General features: G+C 61.0%; 23 protein-coding genes. 12 read left to right on the top strand and 11 right to left on the bottom strand.

All coding sequences use genetic code 11. The features are described 5' to 3' along the window. Nucleotides 1–127: 127 nt before the first annotated feature. The 3 genes from BN2476_RS26505 to BN2476_RS46590 form a co-directional block, all read right to left on the bottom strand. Complete coding sequence (locus BN2476_RS26505; RefSeq protein WP_087737177.1) at nucleotides 128–1,153, bottom strand: hypothetical protein; 1,026 nt, start codon at nucleotides 1,151–1,153, stop codon at nucleotides 128–130. A 307-nt stretch (nucleotides 1,154–1,460) separates the two neighbouring features. Beyond that, complete coding sequence (locus BN2476_RS26510) at nucleotides 1,461–1,772, bottom strand: DUF4148 domain-containing protein (RefSeq protein ID WP_087737179.1); 312 nt, start codon at nucleotides 1,770–1,772, stop codon at nucleotides 1,461–1,463. Nucleotides 1,773–1,966: 194 nt separating this feature from the next. Beyond that, nucleotides 1,967–2,134 carry a hypothetical protein gene (locus tag BN2476_RS46590; RefSeq protein WP_160111757.1) on the bottom strand — a complete coding sequence of 56 codons (168 nt, stop codon included), beginning with the start codon at nucleotides 2,132–2,134 and terminating at the stop codon, nucleotides 1,967–1,969. 136 nt (nucleotides 2,135–2,270) lie between these two features. Between BN2476_RS46590 and BN2476_RS26515 the strand changes: the two genes are divergently transcribed. From BN2476_RS26515 to BN2476_RS26530, 4 genes are all read left to right on the top strand, one after another. Then, nucleotides 2,271–2,861 (top strand): TetR/AcrR family transcriptional regulator, encoded by a 591-nt coding sequence (locus BN2476_RS26515; protein ID WP_087737180.1) that lies wholly within the window; start codon nucleotides 2,271–2,273, stop codon nucleotides 2,859–2,861. Nucleotides 2,862–2,956: 95 nt separating this feature from the next. Next, a complete protein-coding gene (locus BN2476_RS26520) occupies nucleotides 2,957–3,676 on the top strand; it encodes a cysteine hydrolase family protein (RefSeq protein ID WP_087737182.1) in 720 nt (239 codons plus the stop codon). 141 nt (nucleotides 3,677–3,817) lie between these two features. Beyond that, complete coding sequence (locus tag BN2476_RS26525; protein WP_087737183.1) at nucleotides 3,818–4,090, top strand: hypothetical protein; 273 nt, start codon at nucleotides 3,818–3,820, stop codon at nucleotides 4,088–4,090. 143 nt (nucleotides 4,091–4,233) lie between these two features. Further along, on the top strand, nucleotides 4,234–4,464 hold the full coding sequence (locus BN2476_RS26530; protein ID WP_087737184.1) for a DUF2798 domain-containing protein: 231 nt from the start codon (nucleotides 4,234–4,236) through the stop codon (nucleotides 4,462–4,464). Nucleotides 4,465–4,861: 397 nt separating this feature from the next. On the opposite strand, the gene BN2476_RS26535 is transcribed toward BN2476_RS26530, so the two are convergent. The 8 genes from BN2476_RS26535 to BN2476_RS26570 all read right to left on the bottom strand — a co-directional run bounded on the left by BN2476_RS26535 (nucleotide 4,862) and on the right by BN2476_RS26570 (nucleotide 15,226). Further along, nucleotides 4,862–5,299 (bottom strand): hypothetical protein, encoded by a 438-nt coding sequence (locus BN2476_RS26535; protein ID WP_143811049.1) that lies wholly within the window; start codon nucleotides 5,297–5,299, stop codon nucleotides 4,862–4,864. Nucleotides 5,300–6,030: 731 nt separating this feature from the next. Continuing rightward, on the bottom strand, nucleotides 6,031–6,882 hold the full coding sequence (locus BN2476_RS26540; protein ID WP_087737187.1) for a 3-hydroxybutyryl-CoA dehydrogenase: 852 nt from the start codon (nucleotides 6,880–6,882) through the stop codon (nucleotides 6,031–6,033). A gap of 39 nt (nucleotides 6,883–6,921) precedes the next feature. Beyond that, a complete protein-coding gene (locus BN2476_RS26545) occupies nucleotides 6,922–8,244 on the bottom strand; it encodes an MFS transporter (protein ID WP_087737189.1) in 1,323 nt (440 codons plus the stop codon). 147 nt (nucleotides 8,245–8,391) lie between these two features. Beyond that, a complete protein-coding gene (locus BN2476_RS26550) occupies nucleotides 8,392–11,973 on the bottom strand; it encodes an indolepyruvate ferredoxin oxidoreductase family protein (protein ID WP_087737190.1) in 3,582 nt (1,193 codons plus the stop codon). Nucleotides 11,974–12,055: 82 nt separating this feature from the next. Next, nucleotides 12,056–13,069 (bottom strand): Ldh family oxidoreductase, encoded by a 1,014-nt coding sequence (locus BN2476_RS26555; protein WP_087737191.1) that lies wholly within the window; start codon nucleotides 13,067–13,069, stop codon nucleotides 12,056–12,058. Further along, on the bottom strand, nucleotides 13,066–13,770 hold the full coding sequence (locus BN2476_RS26560) for a GntR family transcriptional regulator (RefSeq protein ID WP_087737192.1): 705 nt from the start codon (nucleotides 13,768–13,770) through the stop codon (nucleotides 13,066–13,068). Before BN2476_RS26560 ends, BN2476_RS26555 begins: the two co-directional genes overlap by 4 nt. A 6-nt stretch (nucleotides 13,771–13,776) precedes the next feature. Continuing rightward, nucleotides 13,777–14,931, bottom strand: a complete 1,155-nt coding sequence (locus BN2476_RS26565; protein ID WP_087737193.1) for a UxaA family hydrolase — start codon at nucleotides 14,929–14,931, stop codon at nucleotides 13,777–13,779. A 4-nt stretch (nucleotides 14,932–14,935) separates the two neighbouring features. Further along, nucleotides 14,936–15,226, bottom strand: coding sequence for a UxaA family hydrolase (locus BN2476_RS26570; RefSeq protein WP_173819668.1), 291 nt, complete (start codon nucleotides 15,224–15,226; stop codon nucleotides 14,936–14,938). 241 nt (nucleotides 15,227–15,467) lie between these two features. Here BN2476_RS26570 and BN2476_RS26575 point away from each other — a divergent pair, with 241 nt between their 5' ends. From BN2476_RS26575 to BN2476_RS48455, 8 genes are all read left to right on the top strand, one after another. Then, complete coding sequence (locus tag BN2476_RS26575; protein WP_087737196.1) at nucleotides 15,468–15,929, top strand: hypothetical protein; 462 nt, start codon at nucleotides 15,468–15,470, stop codon at nucleotides 15,927–15,929. Further along, on the top strand, nucleotides 15,919–16,284 hold the full coding sequence (locus BN2476_RS26580; protein WP_087737197.1) for a hypothetical protein: 366 nt from the start codon (nucleotides 15,919–15,921) through the stop codon (nucleotides 16,282–16,284). Before BN2476_RS26575 ends, BN2476_RS26580 begins: the two co-directional genes overlap by 11 nt. Before the next feature lie 38 nt (nucleotides 16,285–16,322). Further along, nucleotides 16,323–17,294, top strand: coding sequence for a quinone oxidoreductase family protein (locus BN2476_RS26585; RefSeq protein WP_087737199.1), 972 nt, complete (start codon nucleotides 16,323–16,325; stop codon nucleotides 17,292–17,294). Between the two features lie 39 nt (nucleotides 17,295–17,333). Next, on the top strand, nucleotides 17,334–18,128 hold the full coding sequence (locus BN2476_RS26590; protein ID WP_087737200.1) for a TauD/TfdA dioxygenase family protein: 795 nt from the start codon (nucleotides 17,334–17,336) through the stop codon (nucleotides 18,126–18,128). A 153-nt stretch (nucleotides 18,129–18,281) separates the two neighbouring features. After that, a complete protein-coding gene (locus BN2476_RS26595) occupies nucleotides 18,282–19,376 on the top strand; it encodes a porin (RefSeq protein ID WP_235850972.1) in 1,095 nt (364 codons plus the stop codon). Between the two features lie 68 nt (nucleotides 19,377–19,444). Next, on the top strand, nucleotides 19,445–20,590 hold the full coding sequence (locus BN2476_RS26600) for a Re/Si-specific NAD(P)(+) transhydrogenase subunit alpha (protein WP_087737204.1): 1,146 nt from the start codon (nucleotides 19,445–19,447) through the stop codon (nucleotides 20,588–20,590). Between the two features lie 20 nt (nucleotides 20,591–20,610). Then, nucleotides 20,611–20,943: an NAD(P) transhydrogenase subunit alpha part 2 gene (locus tag BN2476_RS26605; RefSeq protein WP_087737206.1), complete on the top strand. Its 333-nt coding sequence runs from the start codon at nucleotides 20,611–20,613 to the stop codon at nucleotides 20,941–20,943. Nucleotides 20,944–20,957: 14 nt separating this feature from the next. Next, a partial coding sequence (locus tag BN2476_RS48455) for an NAD(P)(+) transhydrogenase (Re/Si-specific) subunit beta (RefSeq protein ID WP_235850981.1) occupies nucleotides 20,958–21,088 on the top strand: 131 nt, incomplete at its 3' end.

Below are 21,088 nucleotides of genomic sequence, written 5' to 3' on the forward strand. Positions count from 1 at the left end.
ACCGGTTGAATCCGCAGTTTCATTTCTGCCATTCGGACGATTGCTGAGCCTCGCAGGTACGCCAGAAAGCAGACCTTGACCATCGCCGACAATACTGTTCTCTGCACTCATAGGCCAACGGTGGTGCTCACCAACTGACGATGACGGGCAAGTGATCTGGCCCCATACCGGATTGTGTGATCAGTCGGTGAAGAACCTGCCTGTCTTGGTCATCGAGCCTGCTTCGGCTGGCAATGCGCGTGCGGAATTCAGAGATCTGTTCGACAGCCAAGTCGAAGTTACTCTTGTCTTTTTGCAGTCCCTCTTGCTGAGAGAAAATTGCATTCAAGCCGACGAGCGACAAGTTTTTAGCCAATGCTTTGCGCACACTTAATTCGTTCTCTGCAATGCTCCTACTAAGACTCGTTACCTTTTCCTGAACGCGTTTCAAGTAGGTGTCTAGTAATACCAAGATGCTGCGAAGATAATATACATCAGGCACAGAAGCAGATAATGACTCGTTTTGCTGCAACGTGCCGAAGACACAGGCGTAGTCCAGTATTTTCGCTTCCTCTGCTGATTGCATGATCTGGTTTGCAGCGATCCTCGGATAACGCGTAGGCTCGTTTGGAGCGGCGATGGTGCCCCCGAAAACGCGTGTCACGTCTCTCGCCTCGCCAGCTTTGAGGTTCCAATCGGCCAATGCGATTACCCCTTTTCTCGGCCACTTCTCGGGACTGGTGTGCATGTTCTCTGGCAATTGTTGGCATATATCTCTCAAACACACGGCGCCGGACATGCCCTGATCCGACTTGATGTGCGTCACGAGCAGCGGTGGTATATCGCCAGAAGCGATGCGGACATGCGCGATTCCTCTTGGTTTGTCCGCGAAGGATGGAAAATATGCAGTCACGTCCGTGCACTCATGCCGGCCTTTCGTGAGAATTGCATATTTGAGCGAGGTGCCTTCGCCGTGAACGCTGTACTGAAGGCTGTGGTTGTATGCGAACTGATCTACAGAGTCTTGCGTAGTAACTTCCAAAAGAATAACGACACTTACGTCGAATCCTTTTATACAGGCTCCGATAACTTCGTTGATAAACGAGTTTTTGGAAGAGAACACATCTTGATAACCGCTGGAGTGTTCGATATTCCACAGCAGAATTGCAGGCATGAAGGCTCCCTTGTGGATATTTGGTGGAAGAAAACTTGGCACTCAAGCGCACGAATTGACCATCGCGCCTGATGGAGTTCTCAGATCAGTTGCTCAACGCTCAACGGCTCTCGCCGACCGTCTCGAAAGCAGATCGTAGCCAATGGCTGCTCCTGGCCGACTGTACGCGCTCGCCCACTTCGCCGGAAGCCGCCGTTCAAAAGCATTCGCCGCGCTTCAGCGGCTGCTTTGTAATGTCGTTGCTCACAGGGTGTAACTGGCCAGCAAGCAATGGACGGTCGACTTCACGTAGCGACTCCTGAGTGTCTCACCCCGGTTGGAACTGCTGGCACTCCGTTTCGAACCAATGGTCGACCAGGCGCTGTGCCGCGTGTAGATCCTCTGGGAAGTTTGGGTCGTCGTTCCATGGTGACGGGTTGTAGCCCGCTTTCCTCAGGGCCGAAAGCTCGCTTTGGTTTTGTGCCTTTGTCGGAGGCGCGTTTCCCCTAAGTGCGGCGAGGTCACGGCACTCTGTTGGGCTCAGATGTGGGCCGCTCTGTGGCACGCCGCCGCCAGCACATCCAGCCAGCAGGAACGCCAACGCAGTAAGCGTCGAGCGGCTTCTCCGGATGTTTTCCATAGCGCATCTTCACTCGTCTGATTGCCGCGATGCAAGCGGTACGATGCCGCCGCTTGCGCGTGGCATCTGCGTTCATGTTAGCTTAGACCAGTCTCCGGAAGAGGTGCACTGTCCAAAGAGAAGAAAGTCCGGAGCCAGCGCCTCGAACGACCGTCGTACTTCGAAGAGAAACGGCCCCACCGATTAATGGCAGGTCATCCGAGCCGAGTTCCATGCGCTGCCTGCGATCCGGCGATCCCCTCGTCGCCGCAGAGATAGTTCACATACGTACCGGCCGTCGCATACGGGCGCAGTGCGGCGAGCAACTGGCGCCTCCACGAAATGTTCGCTTCGTTACCCTTCTTCAACAAGAAATCGGCCATCCGTTGAGTCTCGTTTTCACGGCGTGAGTACCAACTTGTCGACAAGACTCTGACCCTGATTCTCGAGAGATTGTCATGCTTGACAGTACATGACCAGTCGTCTATCGTTCGCTGAACCGTACTAGAGAGCCCCCCAATGCCGAGACCCGCCAACCCCGAAGTCCGCACCCGTCTGCTCACCGCAGGTGGCCGGGTTGTCTACGAAATGGGCTTCAATGCGAGCGGCGTGCAAGACATCGTCGCGGCGGCCGATGTGCCGAAGGGCTCGTTCTACAGCTATTTCGACAGCAAGGAGGCTTTTGCCGGTGAAGTGCTGGAGGCCTATTGGGAGTCCATCGAGCATCGCCACGGCAAGATCATGTACGACGCGCGGATCAAGCCGTTGACGCGCATCGAAAAGTTTTTCGGCCTGCTCGCCGACGACCACAAAGGGCATGAATTCAAGCTTGGATGCCTGATCGGCAACCTGTCGCTGGAACTGTCCAATAGCAGCACCGAAGTGCGAGGCACGCTCAAGCGCATCCTCGCACAATGGGAAGGCGCTATTGCGGCCTGCCTGGAAGAGGCGAAGACGCGTGGCGAACTCCCTGCGGACCGGGATTGCACGCAGATCGCGGCCGTCATCGTCGAGAGTTGGGAAGGCGCCATCCTTCGTTGCAAGGTGGAGCATAGTGGCAGCGCCTGCGAGCGGTTCCTGCACGTGACGCTGAAGCGGTTGCTGTACTGATTTTTTTTTTCAATTATAAATAGCAGACTGGTCGGATATTTATCGGCCGGCGTGGCCGGGACCTTTCCTTTAACCTGACTTGAGAGATCGTTCACATGTGCAATCAACACCCTCATTACGCAGATCCCGTTGAGCCCGCTTTGCCCCGTGCCAATATGAAGCTCGATCTGCCGCGCACGGCTCTTGTCGTCATCGATCCGCAGATTGATTTCATGAGCCCCGAAGGCCGCAGTTGGGCCGTTGTTGGCGAAAGCGTGACCGAGCAGAAGCTGGTGCCCAATCTGGTCCGGCTTTTCGCGGCAGCGAAGCAAGCCGGCATTGCCGTGGCGATTTCGCCGCACTACTACTTCCCGCATGATCACACGTGGAAGGTGCAAGGGCCGGCGGAGATGTTCCAGCACGCCGTCGGCATGTTCGACAGGCCCGGCGCGTTGACGGTGGAGAACTTTCGCGGCTCCGGCGCCGACTTTCTTCCCGAATTCAAGCCATACATCGAGGACGGCAAGACGATCATCTGTTCGACACACAAGCTGTATGGTCCGCAAGCGAACGACCTGACGCTGCAACTGCGGAAACAGCGTGTGGATCAGGTAATCCTCGCCGGGATGGCGGCAAACCTGTGCGTCGAATCGCATCTGCGGGATCTGCTTGAGCAGGGCTTCGAAGTTGCGGTGGTGCGCGACGCGGTCGCCGGTCCGAAGTTGCCCGAAGGCGATGGCTATCACGCGGCGCTGATGAACTTCCGCTATATCGCGAACGCACTCTGGACCACGGAAGATACGATCAGGCGGCTGACGGGCAGCGCCGACTCTTGACTTAATGACGCACCCATCGCGCGCGTGATTGTGTAGTTCAGAGAAACACCCCTCGCGTTGATCAGGGCGGCGCGACCTCAACGACGGAGTCGTGCGCGCCTTGGGATTCAGGAGATCAATTCTTCCCCGGAGTGGTTCACCATGAAAATCAAATTTGTCGCTGCATTTTTCACCGTGCTCTGTGCATCGCTTGCCGTGCCGGCGTTTGCCAGCGGCCATGGACCGACACCTTTCTACCGTGCCTCGGAAGGTGCACCGGCGTCGCAGCGCGGTCAAAGTACTGAAACTCTTGCCACCGAGCGCGGCGACGCAGCCGATGCCGAGCACGGCTATGGAGGCACGAGCGCTCGCGCCTCTCAATCGGGCAGGCTTGTGACCGTGATGCCGCCTGGTGACGTCCACGCACGTCACTGACTGGATTTTCTCCTTATGGAGTCCATGGCATGAGCCCTGGTTACTTTATCAGCAAGGAGAGGCCTAACGAACGGACGGGATAGGGCAACTCCGGCTTTAGGTTCGCCTGTTGTGAGCGCCTGAATCACACTGAGACTTTTGAAATGTTCAGAATACCGCAGCGTTACGGTCACTTTATCTATGGCGTTATCCAGTCGGGCGTCACCTGTTCGATTGCAGCCGCGATAGCAAGCTTCCCTTTCATCGAGGAAGGTGTTTTCTTGCAGCACTGGTTCAGATCGTGGGGCGTCTCCTGGCTAACGATGCTGCCTGTAGTCGTGATCGCCGCGCCATTAATACGACGGCTGGCGGAACGAATGACGAGCCGGCCGTAGACTGCCCTCAGAAGTTCTTGGACACCACGCGACGCAATTTTTGGAATGGGCGGTTCCGTTTGTCGGGTCGACCAGGCAGCCGGACAGTCAACCCGCGTGAAGAGGAGCACACCATTCCGCGGCTTTCATTCTCCGACGGCCGCCTTGCTGTCGAATTGCGCCTGCCGAACGCATTGGTTGGGCGTACCTTGTGGCGGCACCAATTCAGAACCAGCTTTTTGCCACAGGTTAGATCCCGTGCGATTCCGCTCGGGACCCGATGGTTTTGACGGTGCACTCAGTCTGCTGGCAACGCGGGCTGCCATGCCGATTCCCGTGCTGGCCGAACGCGGGCCGACAGTGAACGCACCAAACCGACCCAAAGCGGTCAGTTGGGTTTGCCGAAACCAGCCATTCGCTACGGGGCTGAAAGGATTTGAAGTAGAGCAGCACGACTTATCTCGTTGTGCTGAGAAGAGAAAATCAGTCTGGCGACGCTTTGAATCGAAGTCCAGTTCTGCTCTACTAGCTCAGTGACCTCGCGCCAGAGCTGTTCACGTTCATCCTCGATACCCATGAATGCAAGAGTCGCATCAGCGCGCTTCAGATCATCGTTCGCGCCATCTGGATTAGGGATTAGTCGCTGACCGGTCGATAGTTGCCGACGGAGAAACTCCTCTTCGGCCGCCTTTCCAGCGAGAGCTATATGCACGAACTCACGTGCAGAGGGCAAATGGTGCTCTGGCTCGCGAGTGTCCCGAATACGCGTGACTCCAGAAACTGCCGCGAGTGGTCCATTTAATTTGATCTGCACGGCTGGGTCAAGAAGGCCAAAGTAACTCGAAGCGTGAGTCACGACCAAATGTCCAGCCTCGTGAAAGGACATCACAAGACGCTCTTCGTCCGGGGTTGCACAACGACTCGTATTCAAGATACCTTGCCTAAGAGGACTTAACAAAATGATGTTTGAAGCTGTCGCCAGCATATGATGCAGTAAGTAGAGTAATTACCCCCGGCAGAGCCGGAGTTGTTCCTTGTTCGCGCTTCGTCGACAGTCCGCTCCTAATCGACTGCTGTCTGATGCGGCCGACGGAAGTCGACCCGAGTCGGTCCGTCCGTCGATGCTATTGACGGAACGCCATTGGTCACGATGTTCGCAGGTGATGTGGCAATCCAACACCTGAATTGCCGCTTAACCTTGCATGCCACGCGCTTCAGTCAGAACTGCCTTGCCGTGCTCCGTAAGACCATAGATTTTCTGTTCTCGGAGACTTAGCTCCAACATGCCGAGTCGCTGCATTGTAGCGCTTCGAATACCGGTCCTTCGTCGGACGACATCAGCGGGCGGGTCTTGGGCCACAGCGTGCATTGACCAGGCGTGAAACCGTCGCCCGACCGCTGCCTGTAGTTTTGGCTATTGATTTGCAATACCCGGCTCCCGACGCATATCTCAATGCGTGGGAGCCAGGAGCGGGGCCGGCGTCGCGTACCGGTTTGCTTTTCTCACGCGGCGGTAGTCGGTTCGCCCGGGCATGCATAGCGATGAGAAATCAAGTGATTATCCGGTCGGGCGCTCAAAGTGATGGATCAGGAGTAGTCGTACACTCCACGGCCGGTCTTGCGACCGAGCCGCTCCGCAGCGACCAGTTCGCGCAGCAACGGGCAAGCTCGATATTTCGGATCGCCGAAGTCCTTCACGAACACATCCAGTACCGACAGAACGACGTCGAGACCAACGAGATCGGCCAATGCGAGCGGGCCGACCGGATGATTGGCGCCAAGCTTCATGCCGGCGTCGATTTCTTCCGCGGTGGCGATCCCTTCCGCCAGAACGAAGAAGGCCTCATTGATCATCGGTACGAGAATGCGGTTGACGACGAAGCCGGGCGAGTTCCTGACGCCGATCGGCGATTTGTCGAATCGCACGGTCAACTCGCGGATCGCTTCGGCGACCGTAGCGCTCGTGCCGTTGCCACGGATGATTTCGACGAGCGGCATCATCGGCACGGGATTGAAGAAGTGCATGCCGATGAACCGCGACGGATCAACGAGCGCGGCACCCAGTGCCGTAATCGAAATCGACGACGTATTCGACGCGATGATGGTGTCAGCGCGCGCGACGGACTCAATCTGCCTCAGGATGCGCACCTTCAGTGCGTAGTCTTCGGTTGCCGCTTCGATCACAAGGTCGACGTCGGCAAGCCCCTGGTAGTCGGTCGACGTCTCGATCCGCGCGAGCGCGGCGGCGCGTGCGTCCGGCGCGAGCTTGCCTTTCGTCACCAGTCGCTCGAGGCTGTTGCTGAGGCTCGCCACGCCCCGGGAAAGGGCGGCGTCGCTCACGTCGATCATGACCACCTTCAGCCCGGCGACGGCCGCTGTCTGGGCGATCCCATTGCCCATCGTGCCGGCGCCTACGATACCAACGGATTCAATTTTCATGTGCGGAAACCCTGCTTGTTGGAGGTTTTCGGGAATGGCCTACTTCAAACGGCGGCCCATCGTTTCCGGAACCATCGCCAAACCGGCCAGCGACAGCAAACCGCAGCCGATCACGTAGTACGCGGGGGCGTTGGCGTTGTGGGTCAGGTGAATCAGCAGCGTCGAGAAAAACTGGGCGAAGCTGCCAAAAATGACGGTCGCCACGTAATAACTGACCGAGAGTCCCGTTGCCCGAAGACGCTGCGGCAGCACTTCGCTGACGAGCACGAGCGTGGCAGGCGACGTCATGGCCATCGGTATGCCGAGCAAGGCCGCAACGGTCAGCACCGTGGCGAGCGAAGGATGACTGTTCAGCATCACGAAGGCGGGGTAGATCAACGCCAGCATCGCAAGGCGCGACCACCATACGACCGTGCGGCGTCCGATGCGATCACTGAGCCACCCGGAGAACGGGGAGAGAATCATCAGCAGCAGCGAGCCGACGAATCCGGCCCAGATCGACTGGGACAGCGGAATGTGCAGCTGAATCGCGGCATAGTTCGGCAGGTAAAAGACGACCATATGGACGGCGGAGGCGAGGCCGATCATCAGCAGCACCGTCGCCGTCAGCGCGCGCCAGTGATGCGTTACGAGCTGCCAGTGCGTCTCGGCCGTGCTGTCACCCCATTTCGTGGGTACCAGCGTTTCGTCGAGACGGCTGCGGATCATCACGCTGACCGGGATAACGAGCACGCCGATGACAAAGGCGACGCGCCAGCCCCAGGCCGTCAGCGTGGACGGCGGCAGAACGTTCGCCAGCGAGAGCGCGACGAGCGCGGCGAAGACGGCGGCCAGCCCCTGACTGAAGGGTTGCCAGCTCGTGTAAAAGCCCCGTGACCTCTCGTCCGCATACTCGAGCAGCATCGCGCTGGCGGGTCCCATTTCGCCGCCGATGGCAAAACCCTGGAGCAGCCGCGCGGCCGTCATCAGGATAGGGGCCGCGATACCGATCTGCGCATAGGTGGGTGTGAGCACCAGAAGCGCAGCGCTCAGCGCCATCAGCCAGAGTGTCAGAACGACAGCGGGCTTGCGTCCGACGCGGTCGGCGTAAGCGCCGATGACCAGCCCGCCGACAGGCCGCATCACATAGCCGACACCGAACGCCGCAAACGACAGCAGCAACTGACCAACGCGGTCGGTGACTGGGAAATACAGCGGGCCGATCAGCGTGGCGAAGAAGTTGTAGACGACCGAGTCGTACAGTTCGAGGCCACTGCCGACGGTAATCGCCGTGATGACCATTGGTTTGGACAGGGGTCTGGATGCCGATGCGGATGACGCCATGGGAGAAGGAGCGCTGGGCGCGGCACGGTGATTCGACATGAGTGTCTCCTGATTTGTCTGGTGAAGCCAGTCGTTGCCCGCTCTTCGGCGGATAGCTACCTGTATTGCAGTTTCCGGATGACGACCCCTTTCGAGGCCGCTCGCCGGACTGTTCGTCTTTCGCTCAAGCGAATATGGGGGTTACGGTCAGCGTGCGACACCGTTGCCGATGGCCTGCGCGACCGTGGATGCGGAGGGTTTCGCCCCGCGCCATTGCTGCATGAGACCGGCCCATTTCGTGCGCACCGCATCGAGGTTGCGCGCCTTGACATGGCCGTAGCCCCGGATGCCTTCGGGCAGGCTCGCGATATCCAGTGCGAGCGTCAGGCTGGATGTCGACAGCGTTGGCAGGATTTCCTCGATGCAGGCCCGATATTCGCGGATTAGCGCACGCTCGGTCCGGCGTTCCCCGGTATGGCCGAAGGGATCGAGGACAGTGCCGCGCAGGCCGCGCAGCGCGGCGAGAACGCGAAATGCGCTGCGGACCCACGGGCCAAACGGCCGCTTGACGGGTTCGCCATTCGCATCCCGCCTGGCAAGGAGCGGCGGGGCAAGATGGTGAACCAGCCTGAAGTCGCCTTCGAACATCTGTTCCACCTTGTTCGTGAAGGCTGCATCGGTATGCAGGCGCGCCACCTCATATTCGTCCTTGTACGCCATCAGCTTGAACAGATTTCGTGCGACGGCTTCCGTCAGTCGATGACCGCCCAGGCGCGACTCCGCTTCCTGAACCTTCGCCACGAACGCCGCGTAGCGATCGGCATATGCGCGGTTCTGATAGCTGGCGAGGAACTCGCTGCGCTTGCCGATGATCTCTCGCAGCGACGCCTTCTTCGCAAACTGGATCACCTGTGCATCCGCAGCCTGCACCGGTACTCTCGCGAGATGGTGCGCGCAATGACGGCCCCATTCGAACGCTGCCTTGTTGCTGTCGACCTGCACGCCATTAAGCTCGATTGCACGCATCAGCGTGGCGCGCGACAGCGGCACGCGCCCCTTTTGCCACGCATAGCCGAGCAGCATCAGATTCGAAAAGATCGACTGGCCGAGCAGTTGCGTGGCGACCCGTTCCGCATCGAAGACACCGAGATGGTCGTGTTCGACGCCGGACGAGATCGCCGCCAATGCCTCGTCGTTCGGCGACTGCCAGTCGGGATTGCGCACGAACGCGGCAGTGGGCGTCGCATGGCTGTTCAGCACGACGTAGGTTCGGCCCGGCAGCATTGTCGACAGCGTCGTCTTCTGCGCACCGACTACCGTGTCGCAGGCGATCACCAGATCCGCCATCGCTACGTCGACTCGCGAAGCGTGCAGGGCACGGGTGTCACCGGCAATCTGGATGTGACTCCAGGTGGCGCCGCCCATCTGGGCCATCCCGGTTGCATCCTGCGTGATCACGCTTTTGCCTTCGAGGTGCGCGGCCATGCCGAGCACCTGGCCGATGGTGACGACCCCGGTGCCACCCACGCCGGCCACCACGATCCTCGACGCCACTGAAGCATCGGGCAGTTGCGGCTCGGGTAGCGGGGGCATGTCTGCGAGCCCGGCCCTGCGCGCGGCCTCGGGCTTCCTGAGCTGCCCGCCCTCGACCGTGACGAAACTCGGGCAGAACCCCTTCACGCACGAGAAGTCCTTGTTGCAGGTGTTCTGGTTGATTTCGCGCTTGCGGCCGAAGTCGGTCTCGAGCGGCTGGACCGCAACACAATTGCTTTCGACCGAGCAGTCCCCGCAGCCCTCGCAAACCAGTTCATTGATGATGACCCTTTTCGCAGGATCGGCCATCGTGCCACGCTTGCGTTCGCGGCGCTTCTTGGTCGCGCAGACCTGGTCGTAGACGATCACACTGGCGCCCTCGATTTCGCGCAGTTCGCGTTGCACGGCATCGAGTTCGTCCCGGTGACGCACCGTGACGCCTGCCGCGAGATTGGCGACTCCGGTGTACTTTGCAGGATCATCGGTCACCACGACGATGCGCTTCACACCTTCCGCAGCCAGCTCGCGCGTCATGCCGGGCACGTCGAGCTGGCCATCGACCGGCTGGCCACCTGTCATGGCCACCGCGCTGTTGAAGAGCACCTTGTAGGTGATATTCACGCCCGCATGGATCGACTGCCGGATGGCGAGCAGCCCCGAGTGGTTGTAAGTGCCGTCGCCGATGTTCGCGAACATGTGGGCGCGTTTGGTGAACGGCGCCTGTCCGATCCAGGAAACGCCTTCGCCGCCCATCTGCGACCATGAAGTGGTCGAGCGGTCCATCCAGACCACCATGCCGTGGCATCCGATCCCTGCCGTCGCGAGCGAGCCGTCAGGCACGCGGGTGCTGGTGTTGTGCGGGCAGCCCGGGCAGAACCAGGGCTGCCGCTCAGCGCCGCTGGCTGGATCTGAAATGGCGCGTTCTCGCGCGTCGATTTCCGCGAGGCGGATGTCCATGCGCGCGGCGACATCGGCGGGCACGCCAAGCTTTTTCAGTCGGCTCGCAATGGCCTTTGCGACCAGCGACGGCGAAAGATCGGCCTTCGCGCGCAACAGCCAGTCCTCGCCCGGTTTGCGGTGGCTCCATTCGCCGCCCGCAGGTTCACCCTCGGCGTGGACATACTTGCCGAGCACGACAGGACGCGCTTCGGGCGGGTAATGGTAGAGCTCGTCCTTCAGCTGCTGTTCGACGAGCGGGCGCTTTTCCTCGATCACGAGCACTTCGCGCAGCCCATGCGCGAACTCGCGCACGCCTTGCGGTTCGAGCGGCCATACGACGCTGACCTTGTGCAGCCGGATACCGAGTTCCCGGCACAGTGCGTCGTCCAGCCCGAGGTCGAGCAGCGCCTGGCGCGTGTCGCTGAATGCCTTGCCGCTCGCGATGATGCCGAGCCGGTCGTGCGGTCCTTCGATGACGTTGTGGTTCAGCCGGTTCGCACGGATATAGGCGAGCGCGGCCGGCCACTTGTACTCCATCATCCGCGCTTCCTGGACGAGCGGGGCGTCGGGCCAGCGGATATGCAGGCCTCCTTCGGGCATCGCGAAATCGTCGGGCAGGATGATGCGTACGCGATCCGAATCGGTTTCGACCGACGCGCCTGATTCCACTACTTCCTGCACGGTCTTCATGCCTGCCCACAGGCCGCTGTAGCGGCTCATCGCAAAGGCATGGATGCCGAGATCGAGAATGTCCTGCACGCTGGATGGGAAGAACACGGGCAGACCACACGCGATGAAGGTGTGGTCGCTCTGGTGCGCGAGCGTGCTGCTCTTCGACACATGATCGTCGCCAGCTAGCGCAATGACGCCGCCAAGGGGCGCAGTACCGGCCAGATTCGCATGCTTCAGCGCGTCCGCGCTGCGGTCCACGCCCGGGCCCTTGCCGTACCAGATGCCGAACACGCCGTCGTACTTGCTGTTCGGCCGGTCGAGCTCGACTTGCTGCGAGCCCCAGACCGCCGTCACGCCCAGTTCCTCATTGACGCCCGGCTGAAACACGACGTGATTGTCGGCAAGGTGCTTCTTCGCCTGCCACAACGCCTGATCGTATCCACCAAGCGGCGAACCGCGATACCCGGAAATGAACGCGGCCGTCTGATGACCGGCAAGTGCATCGCGCCGGCGTTGCATCAGCGGAAGGCGCACCAGCGCCTGCACGCCGCTCATGAAGGCGCGCCCCGTTTCCAGTGAATACTTGTCGTCGAGCGTGACGACCTCCATGGCCTTTCGGGTTGCTTCTGTAAGAGGGGCATTCATATGACTGACACTCGCCAATGTATGTGATAAGGATGACTAATCGAATTGTCTGCTACGACAGCCGTATCAGCGTTCGATAAACCTAGGCAGGGAACCCGATGCGCAGCCGTTCGCCGAGCACCCGCAGTTCCTGCATGATCGCAGGGGGCAGGGCGATGCCTTGTTCACGCCCCGCGCGTTCCATCGCATCGCCGCGGTTGCCGGGCAGCCTGGCATCGTCGCCGCCTGCTGCAAGGTAAATCTGCGTCCATTTGCGCATGTAGTTGTCAAAGGCCTGTTGCCCGCCGAAGGAATCGGGCTTCACCAGCCAGAGGAACGCACCCTGCATCGCGTCGCCGCGCTTCTCGTGCGGCATCGGCGCCGCGGCCGTCAGAGCGCCGGCGAGACATTCGACCATCATCGCAATACCGATGCCCTTGTGTCCGCCCATCGGCACGAGGAACCCGTCCAGCGCACGGTTCGCGTCGGTCGTGGGCCGACCTTTTGCGTCGAGTGCCCAGCCTTCGGGAATCGGCTTGTTCTCGCGTGCCGCAAGCAGGATATGGCCACGGGCCGCGACGCTGCACGCGACGTCGAACACGATCGGCGGCTCACCGGGCACCGGGCAGCCGAACGCGATCGGATTGTGTCCGATTGCCGCGCCGCCAAAACCTTCCATCGCCAGCGCCGGCGGCGTGTGCTGTCCCATCATGCTGAAGGCGCCGCCTTCAGCGGCCAGCAGCGTATGGATGCCGAGCGCGCCCAGATGACCGCACGACTGCAGCACGACCAGCACCGATGCGCTCGTTTCCAGCGCTTCAAGCCCGAGGCGCACGGCATGGGGGCCGGCGACGTGCCCCATCGCGCCGTCCGCGTCCAGAACGATGCCGCCCGGGAAGGAACGGCTGGTCATCTGCGGCCGTGGATTGAATGCGTTCGACTGGAGCCGGTCGACGTACGAGGCGAGACGCGTCATGCCATGTGTCTTGTAGCCGCGCAGTTCACTGCGAACGAGCATCGATGCAGCCTCGACGGCCTGCTCCGGCGGCACGTCGCAAGTTTCCAGCACGGCCGCCGTCCATTCGGCGAGCGCATCGGGACGCAGGCGCTGGCTCATTGTCCATTCTCCCGGATGATGACCAGCCGCTCGGAGAAGGGCCCCGAACAGATCGACTGGTAGTAAAGAGGCCGGTTGCGCAGCGTGTAGCCACGCAGCTCCATGATGAATCCGGGCCGGTCGGGCTCAAGGCCCAGTTCGCGCGCGGCGGCAGCAGGCAGTTCGCCGAACCTGATCCACTGGTCCACGCGCAACGTCGGCAGAGAGAGACGCTGGGCGACCAGCTCGCGCAGGTTCTTTTCCAGCGCGGCGCGGTCCACGCCACCAAGCTCGGCGAAATCCTCCTCACGCAGCCAGAACTCGCTGTACAGGTCGAAGCGCCCGCCGACGCTGATCACGCGCTCGATGCGCACGAAACCCTCGCCTTCGAGAAACTCGGACCATGGCCCCTTGCGCTTCAGGCGCTTGACCGAGCGCGCATGGACATAAGAGGGCAACTCGTTGCCGTCGGCGTCGTGAAAGCGCAGGTAACGCACATCGGCCGGCGCGACGCGCGAGCCCGACACGAACGTGCCGCGACCCTGTTCACGCGTGATGATGCCGGAGTGCACGAGCTGCGTGAGTGCCTTCTGGACGGTGCCGATGCTCACGCCGTGGCTTGCGGCGAGTTCGCCTTCGGAGGGCAGGCGATCGCCCTCGCGAAGCGCCCGGGATTCGATGTGCCGGATGATCGCTTCCGACACCATGGATAGCTTGGTCATTTTGTCTCAGAGACTGCGTTCAAAACGGCTGATAGCTGTTTCCCTGACGTCCAGCACTTCACTTGCGAGACGCGTACCCGATGCGACATCCATCGCGTACTGGAACAGCTCGTCGCCGACCTGCGAAATTTTCATGCCCTGTTCAAGGATGCCGCTTGCGTCGAAGTCGATGTTATCGGCCATCGTTTGCAAGGTCTGGATATTGCCACACACCTTGACCGTCGGCGCCACCATGTTGCCGATCGGATTGCCGACCCCGGTGCCGAAGAACGTGAGCTGGCAACCGGCGGCGGCAAGCCCGGTCAGGTTCTCGACGGCCGCGGCCGGTGCGTCCATGAAGTGCAATCCCTTGCGTTGCGGCGCTTCGCCATAGCGGAGCACGCCGACGAGCGGGCTCGAGCCGGCCTTCGCCATCGCACCCAGCGCTTTTTCCTCGACCGTAGTCAGCCCGCCGCGCTTGTTATCGGGCGAAGGCTGGGAGTCGCGCATATCGACGCCACGGGCGAGCGCCAGATTCTCCATGTTATGAACAGCATCGACGAACGCCGCCCTGACCGATTCGTCGATTGCGCGTGCGGCGAACAGGTGCTCCGCTCCGATGAATTCGGAGGTTTCGGAAATGATGACGGTGCCACCCTCGGCGATGATCTGATCGGCCATCCGGCCGATCGTCGGATTGCAACTGAGGCCGGACGTCGTGTCGGACCCGCCACACTCGACCCCCACCACCAGTTCCGACACTGGGCACGTTTCTCGTCGCAGGCGCGAGGCCTCGATCGCGAGTTTCATCGCCTTGCGTGTACCGTCCGCGATGCAGTGAATGGTGCCGTGCGGCTGCAGGTGAACCGTTTCGACGGGTTTGCCGGTGCTCCGGATGCGCGCGGCCACTTCTTCGGTGGAGGATTCTTCGAGTCCCACCAGCAGTACGCTGGCGATATTCGGATTGCGGCCAAGCCCGGCAATCGATTCGTACGCAAAGTCCAGGTCGGCGCCGAACTGCCCGCGCACGAAGAGCGTGGTGACCGGGATGGTGCCGCCCACCGCCTGACTGATGGTGCGCGTGACCGGGTTGCAATTGTCCATGACGGAGACGACGGCCACCCAGTTGCGAACGCCGACGGAGCCGTTTTCGCGCCGATAACCAAGAAACGTTTTCATCATCTGCTTACCTCGTATTCAGGTCGCCGCGAGCGCGGGTGGAATCGATGTTGTGGACATGCGCGTGTTCGCCAACCGTGAGCGACTTGCGCGCAGTGCCGATTACCTGTCCGTACTTGAGCACCTTGTCACCCGCGGAGGTTTGCACGATGCAGATCTTGTGACCGAAGGGCACGTCCTGCCGCAACATGACCTCTCCGGACCCTTCCCCCTGCAGGATGCAGGGCTCTCCCTCCTTGCCGGGATCGAGCAACGTCGCGACGTTATCCGAGGGGTGAAGCACGATGGCACGAGGCATCATCCAACTCCTATATAGTTATTGAGACAAAACCACGGGAATCTGCCGGTGACCGGTCGGATATGAACCGACGCGATCAATCCGTCTTTCGGTGAATGAAGCATAGGAGAGTGCGACCAATTCCTATATAGGTGTTTTCCTGAACTCCTATATAGAAGTATTGACTTGGGTTTTGTCGGCGTCTATCTTTCAAACCATCCGCTGCACTTGCTGGGGCGGACGTGCGAGGAGATAGATCTCGATGAATGTGCAATCCCACCTTGAAAAGATCACCAGGCTGGAGTCGCTACGTGGGCGCCTGGATCCGCTTCAGGATTTCGAACTGTGGTTCTGGGCCGGCATGACGGCGGGTACGCACGCAGTGAATGCGGCGCTCCATCATGGCGGCATCACGGCGAGTGACGACATGTATCCGATGCAGCCGGGTGTCTATCTGATCCCACAACCCGACGGCGGATTGAAACCGGCGTTCCGGTCCGTGGGCGACATATTGCATGTTGGACGGCCGGTGATCGAGGCTCCCGTGCCCGAGGACGTGGCGTCGATGATGCACCTGATGGAAACGATCGAGCAGTATAGGGACCCGTGCGTGCGCGAGGGTGTAATGCCGACAGCGGCGATCATCGAGGAATGCGATGCGGCGCTCAGGCACTGTCTGCGGCTCCTGAGCGATCGCATGAACGGGGACGGACATGGACATTGAAAACCACATGGCCGCCGCAACCCGTATTGAGCGGTCGCTCCAAAAGTGCGCTGCGCAAGACTGTGAGATGAAGATCGAAGGGGCGATGCTGGCGGGAACGCACTGGCTGAACGCCGCATTGCACCGGATGGGTGTCACGCAGCCAACGGGTGATGTATTCCACAGCTATCTGCTGACAGTGAACGAATATCGGCGACTGTGTGTTGCCGCCGAAGAGATGGTTCGCGCGCTCTCGGAGATCGAAGGCCTGCGTCCGCCATTCGTGCGCGGAAATTGGCCAGGGGCCGAGGCCGCCGCGGATCGTGCGCTCGCGCTGTTGTCGGTTATTCGTAGCAGGGTGGGGAAACCCGGTTGATCCCATAGGGCCGGTTTCAAGTAGAGGAGGAAGGAATAGTGAAAGCAGTTCGTGTGACACCGACGCCCGACGGCGGCAAGGTTGAAGTTCTGGATATTCCCGTGCCGGAGGTCGGAGCGGGGCAGGTACTGGTCAGGGTGCGCGCCGCTGGGCTGAATCGCGGCGAAATCAAGCAGGCAGGCGAACTGCGCTCGGGCAACGCGATTACCGCCGGTGTCGAATTCGCCGGCGAGGTGGCTCAGGTCGGAGAGGGCGTGACGGGCTGGCGCGAGGGCGACAGGGTGATGGGTCACGGGCGCAACTGTCAGGCGGAATATGTGCTGGCGGACCCGCTTGCATTGATGCCTGTGCCACGCAACCTGTCGTGGATCGACGCGGCCGCGTTCCCCAACGTGTTCATCACGGCGCACGACGCAGTCGTGACCAATGGCCAGCTCCGCGAAGGCGAATCGATCCTGGTCAACGGGGCGTCGGGCGGAGTTGCCATGGCGGCAATCCAGATCGCCTCCGTGCTCGGGGCGAAGCCGGTGATCGCGATGTCCCGCTCTGCTGCGAAGCTCGACAAACTGAGCCAGTTCGGCGTCGACGTTGGCATCGATTCGTCGAGCGAATCGCAGGTGGAAGCGGTGATGGCCGCAACCGGCAAGCGCGGCGTGGATCTCATCATCGACACCGTGGGTGGTCCGGTATTCGAGGCGAACATGGACAGCCTCGCGGTCCAGGGACGACTCGTTCAAATAGCGCGTATCGGCTCCCCGACAGCCCAGATCGACCTGGCCAAGCTCTGGCTCAAGCGCCTGAAGCTGATTGGCGTGACGTTTCGCACGCGCACCGAGCAGGAGCGGCTCGAATGCATCCAGGCCTGCGCACGCGATCTGCTGCCCGCTCTGGAAGCGGGCCGTATCCGGCTGCCGATTGACCGCACTTTCACAATCGACGCAATTGGCGAAGCACACGCGTATATGCAGCTCGATCAGCACGTCGGCAAGATCGTGCTGACGGTGGCGTGACGAACTCTTACGAATAGCATCAACACACAGGAGACATTGATGAGCATCCGGATTACTCCGCTTACCGGCACGACTGGAGGGCTGGTCGAAGGCGTTAACCTGAATGAACCCGTCAACCGCGATACGTTCGACGTTCTCCATCGTGCATTTCTCGACTATGGCGTTCTCGTCTTCCGTGGACAGCACCTGCAGCCGGCCGCGCATGTCGAATTTGCGAAGCTCTGGGGCAATCCCGCCCAGAACAATCCGCTCGATCCGGCTGTGCCCGGCTACCCCGGCCTGATCCAGGTCACCAAGATTCCGAAGGAGACGGCTTCGACGGAAGCGTGGCATTCGGACTCGATCTACACGCCAGTGCCGCCCAAGATCTCGATCCTTTCGGCCGTCGTCGTGCCGCACGGCGGCGACACGATGTGGTGCAACCAGTATGAGTCGTACGAGCGCCTCTCGCCGACCATGCAGCGCATGCTCGAGGGCCTGCGCGTACGATTCGCCGGCTTGCGTCTGGCCCGCATGCGAGGCATCGAGAAGATCCCTGAAGCGGTTCATCCGATCGTGCGGACTCACCCCGAAACGCACCGCAAGGCGCTTTACGTCGGCCACCCCGAAACGGCGAAGCAGATCGAGGGAATGACCGTCGCCGAAAGCCGGCCGCTGCTCGACTTCCTGTATGAGCATTCGACGACGCCCGACAACGTGTACCGCCACATGTGGCAGGTCGGCGACGTCGTGATGTGGGACAACCGCTGCACGATGCACTACGCGGTACATGACTACGGCGAAGCAGAGCGTGTGCTGAACCGGATCACGCTCGAAGGAGAAGTGCCCGTCTGACCCTGGACACGCCACGCGGCGATACCCGACGCGTGGTGCAACAAAATCATCGTGGGTGATGCTCGATTGATATTTCGGCATCCGAAATGATTAACGAACTGACGCAGGCTGTTGAAAGGGGGAAAGATGAAAAAGACCAATATGGCAATAGCCATGGCAACTGCAATCGCATCGGCGCCTGCGTTTGCGCAAAGTTCGGTCACGCTGTATGGGATCGTCGATACAGGCGTCGAGTTCTTCACGCATGCGACTCCGACAGGAGGCTCGGTTGCGCGAATGCCGGTGATCGGAGGAGGCGACGTGCCGTCGCGCTGGGGCATCAAAGGCGCGGAAGACCTGGGCGGTGGACTGAAGGCGGTCTTTACCCTCGAAAGCGGATTTTCGGCGTCAAATGGAGCGTCGCAGCAAGGGGGGCGGCTGTTTGGACGGCAATCCTACGTTGGCCTGAGTGGCCCTTGGGGGCAGGTCACGTTTGGCCGGCAGTACAGCATGACGAACTGGGGCATGACGGAATCGAACATCATCGGTTCGGGCGGGTTCGGCGGCCTCGCATCGTTCGATCCTTATCTGCTTGCTGCGCGCTTTGACAGCGACGTGGTGTACATGGGTACGTTTTCGGGCCTCACCGTCGGAGCAAGCTATTCGTTCGGCCGGGATTCCAGTACGGCTGCAAACTGCCCGGGGCAGTCTGGCAATGACTTCCTCGCCTGTCGCGCGATTTCAGCGATGCTCAAGTACGAACACAACGGATGGGGCATTGCGGCGACCTACGATGAGCAACGCGGGGGTGCGGGCGCGACGCCCGTCACTGTCGTTCCGGGCGCGCCTGGCATCGCCTTCACGAAGTCCGGTGACACCGACCGGCGCTATCAGCTGGCCGCGCACGTTGACATCAACCGGGTACGTGTGGGCGGAGGCTGGCTGCACCGGGTAGTCGAGGGCGATACACGGTCGGCCAAGACGGACATCGAATATCTCGGTGTGTCGGTGCCATACAGCGTATGGATCTTCGATGCGCAGATCTCGCACGTTGGTACCGATGGATACGATGCCCACGGCACGATGGGCACCCTGCGGGCGAACTACAACTTGAGCAAGCGCACGGCGCTTTATGGCGTATTCGCCTACATGAAGAACAGCGGCAAGCAGGGCATCTATTCCGTTTCAGCATCCAGCACGGTCCCGGCGGCGCCGCATCCCGGGTCGAACCAGCTCGGCGTGGAGCTCGGCATCCGTCATCTTTTCTGATCACGAATGTGCCTGTCCCGACAGTTTGAAAACAGTATCGCGCAGAAATGCGCAATGTGAGGTTGCAAATGCAGATTGGAGTACCCGCAGAGTCGAATAAGCACAGGTCGCTGGTTGCGGCGACGCCCGAGACGATCAAGACACTCGTCTCCCGGGGACATGGGGTGATTGTCGAGGCAGGTGCAGGCGCATGTGCACACTATACGGACGATGCCTACCGAAACGCCGGCGCGCAGATCGGCGATGCGGCAGCGGCGTTCGGCGCGCAGATCGTGCTGAAGGTAGCATCGCCCACAGCCGACGAGTTGCCGCTGATGAAGCGCGGCGCGGTGCTGGCGGGCATGCTCGATCCGTTCGACACGGAAAACGCGCAACGTCTTGCCAAAGCGGGTGTGACCGCGTTTGCGCTGGAAGCAGCGCCCCGCACGACGCGCGCGCAAAGCCTCGATGTACTGTCCTCCCAGGCCAATATCGCAGGCTACAAGGCCGTGCTGCTTGCCGCGCATCATTATCCCCGCTTCATGCCGATGCTCATGACGGCGGCGGGCACCGTGAAGGCCGCGCGTGTGCTGGTGCTTGGCGCGGGCGTCGCGGGCCTGCAGGCTATCGCGACCGCGAAGCGCCTCGGTGCCCTGATTGAAGCGTCGGATGTGCGCCCGGCAGTGAAGGAGCAGATCGAATCGCTCGGCGCGAAGTTCCTCAACGTACCCTTTGAGACCGACGAGGAGCGCGAAGCAGCGCAAGGCGTCGGCGGCTATGCGCGGCCGATGCCGCCTTCGTGGCTCACGCGCCAGGCGGCACTCGTTCACGAGCGCGCGAAACAGGCGGACGTCGTCATTACTACCGCACTGATTCCAGGCCGTCCGGCGCCGACATTGATATCGGTCGAAACCGTGCAGGCGATGAAGCCGGGTTCCGTCATCGTCGATCTGGCCGCCGGGCGAGGTCCCGTCGTCGACGGGCGTCGGGGCGGCAACTGCCCGCTTACCGAGCCGGACGAGGTCGTTGTCACCGAGAACGGCGTGCAGATTGTCGGCTATACGAACCTGGCGTCGATGGTGCCAGCGGATGCGTCATCGCTTTACGCACGCAACCTGCTCGACTTTCTGAAGCTGATCGTCACGAAGGAAGGCGCGCTCAATATCGATCTCACCGACGACATCGTCGCGGCCACGCTGCTGGCACGCGACGGCGAAGTCACACGCAAGGCATAAAGCTTAAGAGGAGACGGCTGATGGAAGTCATCAACCATACCGTGATCAACCTGATCATTTTCGTGCTGGCGATCTACGTCGGCTACCACGTCGTGTGGAACGTGACGCCGGCGCTGCATACGCCGCTGATGGCCGTGACGAACGCGATTTCGGCGATCGTCATCGTCGGTGCGATGCTCGCGGCGGGCCTCACGGTTGGCGGCGCGGGCAAGTTCTTCGGCACGATTGCCGTGGCGCTTGCCGCCGTGAACGTGTTCGGCGGGTTCCTCGTGACACGGCGAATGCTGGAGATGTTCAAGAAGAAGGAGCCGAAGAAGATCGCGGGTTCCGGCAATGCAAAGGAGGGCGCATGATGAGCCTGAACATCGTGAGCGCGAACGTCGTTACGCTCCTTTATCTGATCGCCTCCGTCTGCTTCATCCAGGCGCTCAAGGGGCTGTCGAATCCGAAGAGCGCGCGCGCCGGCAACGTGTTCGGCATGGTCGGCATGGCGATCGC

The organism is Paraburkholderia piptadeniae (assembly GCF_900007165.1).
In the GTDB taxonomy this organism is placed as follows: domain Bacteria; phylum Pseudomonadota; class Gammaproteobacteria; order Burkholderiales; family Burkholderiaceae; genus Paraburkholderia; species Paraburkholderia piptadeniae.

Coding starts and splice junctions, on each gene's coding strand:
- BN2476_RS26520 (WP_087737182.1), top strand. CDS start 2,957: ATGTGCAATCAACACCCTCATTACGCAGATCCCGTTGAGCCCGCTTTG.
- BN2476_RS26565 (WP_087737193.1), bottom strand. CDS start 14,931: ATGATGAAAACGTTTCTTGGTTATCGGCGCGAAAACGGCTCCGTCGGC.
- BN2476_RS26515 (WP_087737180.1), top strand. CDS start 2,271: ATGCCGAGACCCGCCAACCCCGAAGTCCGCACCCGTCTGCTCACCGCA.
- BN2476_RS26600 (WP_087737204.1), top strand. CDS start 19,445: ATGCAGATTGGAGTACCCGCAGAGTCGAATAAGCACAGGTCGCTGGTT.
- BN2476_RS26570 (WP_173819668.1), bottom strand. CDS start 15,226: ATGCCTCGTGCCATCGTGCTTCACCCCTCGGATAACGTCGCGACGTTG.
- BN2476_RS26560 (WP_087737192.1), bottom strand. CDS start 13,770: ATGACCAAGCTATCCATGGTGTCGGAAGCGATCATCCGGCACATCGAA.
- BN2476_RS26530 (WP_087737184.1), top strand. CDS start 4,234: ATGTTCAGAATACCGCAGCGTTACGGTCACTTTATCTATGGCGTTATC.
- BN2476_RS26525 (WP_087737183.1), top strand. CDS start 3,818: ATGAAAATCAAATTTGTCGCTGCATTTTTCACCGTGCTCTGTGCATCG.
- BN2476_RS26590 (WP_087737200.1), top strand. CDS start 17,334: ATGAGCATCCGGATTACTCCGCTTACCGGCACGACTGGAGGGCTGGTC.
- BN2476_RS26545 (WP_087737189.1), bottom strand. CDS start 8,244: ATGTCGAATCACCGTGCCGCGCCCAGCGCTCCTTCTCCCATGGCGTCA.
- BN2476_RS26605 (WP_087737206.1), top strand. CDS start 20,611: ATGGAAGTCATCAACCATACCGTGATCAACCTGATCATTTTCGTGCTG.
- BN2476_RS46590 (WP_160111757.1), bottom strand. CDS start 2,134: ATGGCCGATTTCTTGTTGAAGAAGGGTAACGAAGCGAACATTTCGTGG.
- BN2476_RS26580 (WP_087737197.1), top strand. CDS start 15,919: ATGGACATTGAAAACCACATGGCCGCCGCAACCCGTATTGAGCGGTCG.
- BN2476_RS26550 (WP_087737190.1), bottom strand. CDS start 11,973: ATGAATGCCCCTCTTACAGAAGCAACCCGAAAGGCCATGGAGGTCGTC.
- BN2476_RS26595 (WP_235850972.1), top strand. CDS start 18,282: ATGGCAACTGCAATCGCATCGGCGCCTGCGTTTGCGCAAAGTTCGGTC.
- BN2476_RS26575 (WP_087737196.1), top strand. CDS start 15,468: ATGAATGTGCAATCCCACCTTGAAAAGATCACCAGGCTGGAGTCGCTA.
- BN2476_RS26540 (WP_087737187.1), bottom strand. CDS start 6,882: ATGAAAATTGAATCCGTTGGTATCGTAGGCGCCGGCACGATGGGCAAT.
- BN2476_RS26505 (WP_087737177.1), bottom strand. CDS start 1,153: ATGCCTGCAATTCTGCTGTGGAATATCGAACACTCCAGCGGTTATCAA.
- BN2476_RS26510 (WP_087737179.1), bottom strand. CDS start 1,772: ATGGAAAACATCCGGAGAAGCCGCTCGACGCTTACTGCGTTGGCGTTC.
- BN2476_RS26555 (WP_087737191.1), bottom strand. CDS start 13,069: ATGAGCCAGCGCCTGCGTCCCGATGCGCTCGCCGAATGGACGGCGGCC.